The organism is Arthrobacter sp. 01T419, from assembly GCF_056398865.1.
In genome coordinates this window covers 112,628-121,090 of record NZ_JBFTQF010000017.1, presented here as the reverse complement: position 1 = coordinate 121,090, position 8,463 = coordinate 112,628, and the positions used below count along the sequence as shown (strand labels likewise).

The window sequence follows — 8,463 nt, the reverse complement described above, 5'->3', positions numbered from 1 at the left end:
CCCCACCCCACACGCCAGGAGTGCGCGCCCGTACCCTAGGAGTGCGCCGCCCCCTCCAGGTTCCGGTCGGCGTCGGGCTCTGCATTTGCCGAAGTGGCGCCTTGGTGGCGCTTCCTCAGGACGAAGTAGAGGACGACGATACCGATGGCGAACGGGACCCCGAAGATCAGTGTCATCCGGAAGGCATCAACGAAGAGCGTTGTGACCATGATGGCAACCATGAGGATGGCTCCGGCCCAGGAGGCCGCCGGGTAGAACCGCAGCTTGTACGACAGAGCCGTCCCGTCGCGCTTCGCTGCGCGTCGGAACGCCAGATGGGTCACGAAGATCATGAGCCACGTGGCCATGGCCCCGAACATGGACAACGCCATCATGAAGGTGAAGCCTGACTCCGGATTCAGGGCGTACACGCAGGCCGCCACCGCGATTCCACCTGTGCAGAGGATCAGTGCGTTGACCGGGGAACTGTTCTTGTGAAGCCGCCCGAACACAGCGGGCGCCTGCCCGGCGCGGGACAAGCTAAACATCATGCGCGTGGAGATGTAGAGCTGCGAGTTCATGGCTGAAAGCGCAGCCACAATCACCACAACGTTGATGACGGAATCAGCGAACGGAATGCCAATGACCTGCATGACGGTGACGAAGGGGCTGTTTCCGGCAAGGATCTGGCTGACAGGTGCAATGGCCAGGATCAGCGCCAGGGTCAGGATGTAGAAGAGGAAGAGACGGAATACCGTGACCTTGAACGCCTTCTTGACGGCCGTTCCCGGATCCTTCGCTTCGCCTGCGGCAATGGCGATCATCTCCACCGAGAGGTAGCTGAAGATCGCCACAATCACGGCCACCCACATGCCGGACACGCCGTTGGGGAAGAACCCGCCCTCAGCAGTGTAGTTGTGGATTCCGTAGCCGGCCTCTCGCTTTCCAAAGACCAGGATGGCGGCGAGCAGGATGAATCCGAGGATGGCGAACACCTTGATGCTGGAGAACCAGTATTCCAGGGTGCCGAAGGCCTTGACGTTGAACATGTTGACCGCGATGAGAACACCAGCAAACAACAGGATCCAGACCAGCGGAGGAACTCCCGGGAACCACAGCTTCATGTAGTCCCCGATCGCAAGCACTTCGGTGCCCACGGCCAGCACAACGCAGGACCAGTAGAGGTACTTCACCAGGAATCCGGCGAGGGGCGAAATGTAGTGCTCGGCGAAAGCCCCGAAGGACCCGGTGGTTGAATGGGCCACGGTCATCTCAGCCAGCGCGCCCATCAGCATCACGGCGATCAGGCCACCGATCGCATAGCTCAGCAGGACGCTGGGTCCGGCGAAAGATATTGCGAACTTACTTCCGAGAAAAAGCCCAGTGCCGATCGCGCCGCCCAGCGCGATCATGGTCAACTGTGGGCTGGTGAGTTCGCGCTTGAGTCCGCTCTCGCGGTTTTTAATCAGGTCGAAGCTGTGTGACATCGTTGTCTCCTTGCTCGGAACTTCTTGGGGGTTAGTGCCTCAGGGGCTAGCGCTCCGGAATGACGGCGATGCCTTGGATCTCAATGAGGGCTTCCTTCTGCCACAGCCGGGTGACACCGATTCCGGCCATCGCGGGATACTCGGAACCGGCCATTTCGCGCCAGATCCGTCCAATTTCGCGGCCGTTGGCCATGTAGTCGTCCACGTCGGTGAGGTAGATGGTCACGCTGACCAGGTCCTCAGGTAGTCCGCCGGCTTCGCGCAGGGTGGTCAGCACATTGGAAAACGCCTGCGTGAACTGTTCCACGATCCCGCCGGGAACGATGTTCATGTCCTTGTCCAGGGCCGTCTGGCCACCCAGGAACAGAGTGTTTCCGGCGAGCATTCCGTGCGCAAAGCCTGACGGCTTCGGGAGCGACCCGGGATTGACGGTCTTGTGGCTCATAGTGTTCCTCCTCTTGATGGCGGCTGCGACAAGTTCGAAAAACCCCTGTGCAGATCATTCCCCGCCGTGCTACGTTGAGCATATGTGACGATCGTAAAAAAGTCGACACATCAGATTGAAGACACATCAGAATGAATGTAGGAATCGGCAGGACATGAAGGGACAACACGCATGAAGCTGGCCACCTTACGGACAGCCGACGGGGGCACGACGGCGGCGCTCGCCACCGGCGGGAACAGATACGTTCCGCTGCCGGCCAACGACGTCGGGGCTCTTCTCGCCGTCCGGGACTGGCGCGCGATCGTGGCAGCCGCCTTCGCTGCAGCCTCCGGATCAGATACGGTTTCCGCACCTGCCAGCGAGCTGGCGCCTCTGCTGCCGCGGGCCGGGAAGGTCATCTGCTGCGGGCTGAACTACGGCGACCACATCCAGGAGATGGGCCGCGAGTTGCCCGAATACCCCACGCTTTTCGCGAAGTACGCGGACACCCTCACCGGCCCGGCCGACACCATCCATGTCCACGGCAGCGCGAAGGTCGACTGGGAAGCCGAATTGGCCGTCGTCGTCGGCTCCGAGCTGTTCCGCGCGGACGAAGACGAAGCCCGGCAGGCAATCGCGGGGTACACGGTGGCCAACGACATTTCCATGCGCGATTGGCAGAGCCGGACCCTGCAGTGGTTCCAGGGCAAGGCATTCGACGGAACCACCCCCGTGGGACCGCTCATGGTGACTGCGGACGAGGTCGACGGCGACTTCGAGGTCCGCGGTTATGTCAACGGCGAGCTGGTGCAGTCGGGGAACACGGGCACCTTGGTGTTCGGCCCGGCGAAGCTCCTTTCCTACATTTCCCAGTTCACCATCCTGCGTCCAGGGGACCTGGTCCTGACTGGCACCCCCGGCGGAGTCGGCATGGGCATGACTCCCCCACGGTTCCTGAACGACGGCGATGTCCTTACCACCGAAATCGACGGGATCGGAAGGCTGGAAAACCATTTCCGGATCCACGCACCCGTCCCCGCGAACGCCTAGACCAATACCAACCACTTCAAAGGAGTGAGCATCATGAGCGAAACCGCCACCGAATACCGAACCGAAGGCGACAACTCCATCTACGCCCAGCCCGACGGCAAAGTGATTCCGGTCGTCACGCGCGCCGGCGAAGAGGATACCAACACGGCCCAGTCCGGCGATTGCGTCCGCGTCTCGGGCGTCAGCATCCAGCACACGCCGGCCACCAAGATCTGGTTCGGGCAGGTCTCCAACGTTCCCGGCTATCGTTCCCTGCCGCACCACCATGGCGAAGCGGAAACCGGCGGCTACGTGCTCCGCGGCCACGGACGCATCTACTTCGGCGAGAACTACTCCGAATTCCTGGACATGAAAACCGGCGACTGGGTATTCGTCCCGCCGTTCATGCCACACGTCGAGGCCAACATGTCCGTCACGGAAGAACTTGTCTGGCTGACCGCGCGCACCCCGGAGAACCTCGTGGTCAACCTCGAGGACGTTGCCGACGAGACCCTCGCCGACTTCCGCAGGGCCTGATGGACATGTCCACTGGAATCCTGACCTCGGAGACGTTCCTCAAAGCCATCGAGCTGACGGCCGTCCCCGCCCAGATCCACGACGAAGCCTACGAAGCCACTTCGCAGTACGTTCCGTGGCCCAAAGCCTACGGCGGAGACATGGTGGCCCAGGCCGCCGCAGCGATGATGCGCTCGGTGGACGCCGACCGCGCGCTGCATTCCATGCACAGCTACTTCATGCGCCCGGTGGAGATCGGGGCAACGGTCCGCTACGAGGTTGAACGCCTCCGCGACGGCCGGGGATACTCGACCCGAAGCGTGCGGGGCCACCAGAACGGCAAGACCGTCTACGCGGCGATGGGTTCCTTCCAGGTGCCCGAAGACGGCCCGGACTTCCAGCCGGTGGCGCCATCCGCCGTCGAACCCGAATCCCTTCGCAGCGCCGCCGAGGTGCTGCAGGGTGTCGAGGGGCCGGCTGCCGAGTACTGGTCGTCGAAACGCAGCTTCGACATGCGGCACATTCCCGGGCCGGTATATCTGCAGGTGGAAGGTGATTCTGTGCCGCATCAGGCCATCTGGGTGAAAGCGTTTGAGCACCTGCCCGACGCCGGCGGCGAACATGCCACCGCCGATCTGCACCGCGCCGCGCTGGCATACGTCTGCGACTACACCATCCTCGAGCCCCTGCTCCGGGTGAACGGGCTCCACTGGTCCAGCCCCGGACTCGCCACAGCCAGCCTGGACCACTCCATGTGGTTCCACCGGGACGGCCGCGCCGATGACTGGGTCCTGTACGCCCAGGAGGCGGTGTCCGGGCAAAGCAACAGGGGGCTGGCCACGGGCCGCTTCTTTGACAGGCAAGGACGCCTGCTGGCAACGGTTGCTCAAGAAGGCATGATCCGCGCCGGTTCCTGAACACCTTCGACTTATCCGCCGTATTACTGAAAGGAGTGGCCATGACAATGTTGAGATCAGCCCACGTGGACACCTTCACCCGCGACCACTTGCCACTGGCCGGCACGTGGCCGACCCTCGAATTCACCCTGCCGGAACTCCAGTACCCAGCGACGCTCAACGCAGCAGCGGCGCTCATTGACGGCGCCGTCGCAAACCATGGTGCCGGACGCCCCGCTCTGGTTACCCCGGACGGCACGGTCTGGACGTACGGTGAGCTGCAGCGGCGCGCCAACCAAGTTGCCCAGGTCCTCACCGAGGACCTGGGCGTGGTGCCTGGCAACCGCGTCATGTTGCGCGGTCCGAACAATCCCTGGATTGTCGCGGCCTGGCTTGGCGTGCTCAAGGCCGGTGCCGTCGTTGTCACCACCATGCCAATGCTGCGTTCCAGCGAGGTCGGCACGCTCATCAGCCTCACGCGTCCTGCCGTAGCCATCTCCGACCACCGGTTCATGGACGAACTGCTCGCAGCGGCAGGAGAGGACACCGTTGTCCTCTCCTACGGTTCCGACGACGCCGGCGACCTCACGTCCCGCTGTGCCGCCAAGAGCGGCGAGTTCACTGCCGTGCCGACCTCCGCCGACGACGTCGCGCTGCTCGGCCCGACGTCGGGCACCACGGGCACACCCAAGATCACCATGCATTTCCACCGGGACATCCTCGCGAACGCCGACACTTTTGCCCGCCATATTCTGCAGCCAACCCCTGACGACGTGTTTGCCGGTTCACCACCCCTCGCCTTCACGTTCGGCCTCGGTGGGCTGGTGGTCTTCCCCCTGCGCTTCGGCGCATCCTCGCTGCTGACAGAACGGGCCACCCCCGTGGAACTTGCCGAGAGTGCCGCCGCTGCCGGGGCCACCATCCTGTTCACTGCGCCCACTGCGTACCGAGCCATCCTCAAGGAAGGCCGCGGATCGTTGCTCCGCAAGCTCCGGGTGGCGGTCTCGGCGGGCGAACACTTGCCCAAGGAAACGTGGGAGGCAGTTCGGGAAGCCACAGGCCTCCGGCTCGTCAACGGCATCGGAGCTACCGAACTGTTGCACGTCTTCATTTCCGCGTCCGGGGACGACATCCGGCCCGGCACCACCGGACGGGCCGTGCCCGGGTACAGGGCAGCCATCCTCGACGACGAGGGCCTGGAACTAGGAGCCGGGCAGCTTGGGCGGCTCGCCGTCATCGGCCCCACCGGATGCCGCTACCTGGATGACCCACGGCAAACAAACTATGTGGTCAACGGCTGGAACGTCACCGGCGACACCTTCACGAGAGACGAGGACGGGTACTTCACCTATCAGGCCCGGTCGGACAACATGATCGTTTCCTCCGGCTACAACATCGGCGCCCCTGAAGTAGAAACCGCCATCGATATGCACCCGGACGTGGTGGAGAACGCCGTCATCGGCCGGCCCGACGAGGCACGCGGCAGCGTTGTTTGCGCGTTCATCGTCCTACGCGAAGGCGTCAGGGGCGATGACGCGAAGCGCAAAGAAATCCAGGACTTCGTCAAACGGACGATCGCCCCCTACAAGTACCCGCGGGACATCCGGTTCGTCGATGAACTTCCCCGCAATCCCAGCGGCAAGCTGCAGCATTTCAAGCTGCGCGACCGCGTCAACAACGACCCCGAACAGCTTGCCGGCGCAGGCCTGGGCCAGGCCTGAGAAGGAGCAAAAGCATGAAAATCGCAATCGTAGGAGGCGGCCCCGGCGGCCTGTACTTCGCGGCACTGATGAAGCAACTCGACCCGTCACACAAGATCACCCTCTGGGAACGCAACGCCGCCAGCGACACTTTCGGTTTCGGCGTCGTATTCTCCGATGAGACGCTCGGCGGCATTGGCAACGCCGACGCCGTGGTGGCCGAGTACATGAGCCGGCGCTTCGCCCGCTGGTCCGACATCGACATCCATTTCGGCGGGGAAACGGTGACGGTGGGCGGCCAGGGTTTTGCGGCCATGAGCCGCAAGGAACTGCTGGAACTGCTTCAGCGCCGGTGTGCCGAGCTCGGCGTCGACCTCCGTTTCCAGACCGTTGCGCCGCCGGTTGAGGAGCTTGAGGCCAACTATGACCTGGTCCTGGCAGCAGACGGCATCAACTCCCAGATCCGTGCTAAATACGCGGACTCCTTCACTCCAAGCCTGGACCTGCGGCCCAACAAGTTCATGTGGCTGGGCACGGACCAGGTGTTCGAGGCGTTCAAGTTCTTCGTCAAGGAAACCGAATGGGGGGTCATGCAGATCCATGGCTACCCGTACTCCGATGAAGGCTCCACGTTCATTGTCGAAATGCACGAAGACGTGTGGCGGGCTGCCGGCTTCGACGAGACCGCTTCCGACGTGTTCCCTCCCGGGGTCTCGGATGAAAAGGCGATTGCCAAGATCCGTTCCATCTTCGCGGAGGAACTCGATGGCTACGAGGTCCTGTCCAACAACTCCAAGTGGATCAACTTCACCACCGTGCGTAACGAGAGCTGGCGCCATGGCAATGTCGTGCTGCTCGGCGATGCGGCTCATACCGCACACTTCTCCATCGGTTCCGGAACCAAACTGGCCATGGAAGACTCCCTGGCACTCGCCGCATGCCTGCATGAACACCCAGATGTGGAGTCGGCGTTGTCCGCCTATGAAACCGAGCGTCGTCCGGTTGTCGCCTCCACCCAGCGCGCCGCCCAGGCTTCGCTTGAATGGTTCGAGCGGATCGCCCAATACAAGGAGCAGGATCCAACGCAGTTCGCCTTCAACCTCCTCACGCGGAGCCGCCGCATCACACAGGAAAACCTGCGGCTGCGCGACCCGGAATTCGCCGACGCCGTGGACCGCAACTTCGCCGAATCCCAGGGACTGGCAGAAACTGCCCCGGCCATGTTCCAGCCGTTCCGAATCGGCGGACTGGAACTCAAGAACCGCATTGTGGTCTCCCCCATGGACATGTACTCCGCGGTGGATGGCGTCCCGGGCGACTTCCACAAAGTGCACCTCGGTTCCAAGGCACTTGGCGGCGCCGGATTGGTCATGACCGAAATGGTGTGTGTTTCCGAGAGCGGGCGGATCACCCCCGGTTGCACCGGCCTGTACACGGAGGCACAGCGAGACAGCTGGAAGGAAATCGTGGACTTCGTCCATGCCAACTCGACGGCCAAGATCGGGGCACAGCTCGGTCATTCCGGCCGAAAGGGCTCCACCAAGCTCATGTGGGAAGGCATCGACGAGCCGCTCGCATCCGGCAACTGGGACGTTGTCGGCCCGTCGGCCCTGCCTTACGGTCCTGGCAACCAGACGCCTGTGGAACTCGACCGTGCAGGCATGGAAGCCATCAAGGCTGAGTTCGTGGCCGCGACCCTCCGTGCCGAATCGGCAGGCTTCGACCTCCTTGAAGTCCATGCCGCCCACGGCTACTTGCTTTCCTCTTTCCTCTCGCCCGTTTCGAACCGCCGGACGGACGAGTTTGGTGGCAGCTTGGAGAACCGCTTGCGGTTCCCCCTGGAAGTGTTCGACGCCGTCCGTGCGGCGTGGCCTGCCAGCAAGCCTGTGACGGTACGCATCTCCGCGACGGACTGGATCGACGGCGGCAACACCTCAGACGACTCGCTCGACATCGCGCGGGCATTCGTGGCCCACGGCGCCGCGGGCATCGACGTCTCCACCGGCCAGGTCGCCAAGGAAGAACAACCGGCTTTCGGCCGCAGCTACCAGACGCCATTCGCCGACCGCATCCGCCAGGAAGTTGCCGCTCCCGCGGGAGCAGCGGTCATCGCCGTCGGCGCCATCTCCAGCTTTGACGACGTCAACTCCATCCTCCTCGCAGGACGGGCGGACCTCGTGGCGCTTGGCCGGACGCACCTGTTCGACCCCCAGTGGACGCTCCATGCCGCAGCCGAGCAGGAATACCAGGGCCCCGGCGCGCAATGGGTGCCACAGTTCCGGGCGGGCCGACGCAAACCGCCGAGCTCCCGCACGGATGCCGTAAGGCCCAGGCTTTCACTCTTGAAAGAGCCCGAGTCCGACGCCGACAACACGCACCTGCGCTGGACCCCCAGAGCAGTCTCCGCGCCAGCACTGGCCAATTAGGCTGGA

General features: G+C 63.5%; 7 protein-coding genes. 5 read left to right on the top strand and 2 right to left on the bottom strand.

Annotated elements, in window-relative coordinates:
* Positions 1-35: 35 nt before the first annotated feature.
* Positions 36-1,466, bottom strand: coding sequence for an amino acid permease (locus tag AC1DLO_RS19920; RefSeq protein WP_476891431.1), 1,431 nt, complete (start codon positions 1,464-1,466; stop codon positions 36-38).
* A 46-nt stretch (positions 1,467-1,512) separates the two neighbouring features.
* Positions 1,513-1,911, bottom strand: coding sequence for a RidA family protein (locus AC1DLO_RS19915; RefSeq protein ID WP_236813204.1), 399 nt, complete (start codon positions 1,909-1,911; stop codon positions 1,513-1,515).
* Positions 1,912-2,082: 171 nt separating this feature from the next.
* Between AC1DLO_RS19915 and AC1DLO_RS19910 the strand changes: the two genes are divergently transcribed.
* From AC1DLO_RS19910 to AC1DLO_RS19890, 5 genes are read left to right on the top strand one after another with little or no spacing between them, the layout of a single operon-like run.
* Positions 2,083-2,940 carry a fumarylacetoacetate hydrolase family protein gene (locus AC1DLO_RS19910; RefSeq protein WP_476891430.1) on the top strand — a complete coding sequence of 286 codons (858 nt, stop codon included), beginning with the start codon at positions 2,083-2,085 and terminating at the stop codon, positions 2,938-2,940.
* Between the two features lie 33 nt (positions 2,941-2,973).
* On the top strand, positions 2,974-3,456 hold the full coding sequence (locus tag AC1DLO_RS19905; protein ID WP_184739611.1) for a cupin domain-containing protein: 483 nt from the start codon (positions 2,974-2,976) through the stop codon (positions 3,454-3,456).
* Between the two features lie 5 nt (positions 3,457-3,461).
* Complete coding sequence (locus AC1DLO_RS19900) at positions 3,462-4,352, top strand: acyl-CoA thioesterase (protein ID WP_476891428.1); 891 nt, start codon at positions 3,462-3,464, stop codon at positions 4,350-4,352.
* Positions 4,353-4,393: 41 nt separating this feature from the next.
* Entirely contained in the window at positions 4,394-6,052 is a 1,659-nt protein-coding gene (locus AC1DLO_RS19895; RefSeq protein WP_476891427.1) for an AMP-binding protein, read from the top strand.
* Positions 6,053-6,066: 14 nt separating this feature from the next.
* Entirely contained in the window at positions 6,067-8,457 is a 2,391-nt protein-coding gene (locus AC1DLO_RS19890) for a bifunctional salicylyl-CoA 5-hydroxylase/oxidoreductase (protein ID WP_476891426.1), read from the top strand.
* Positions 8,458-8,463 lie beyond the last annotated feature (6 nt).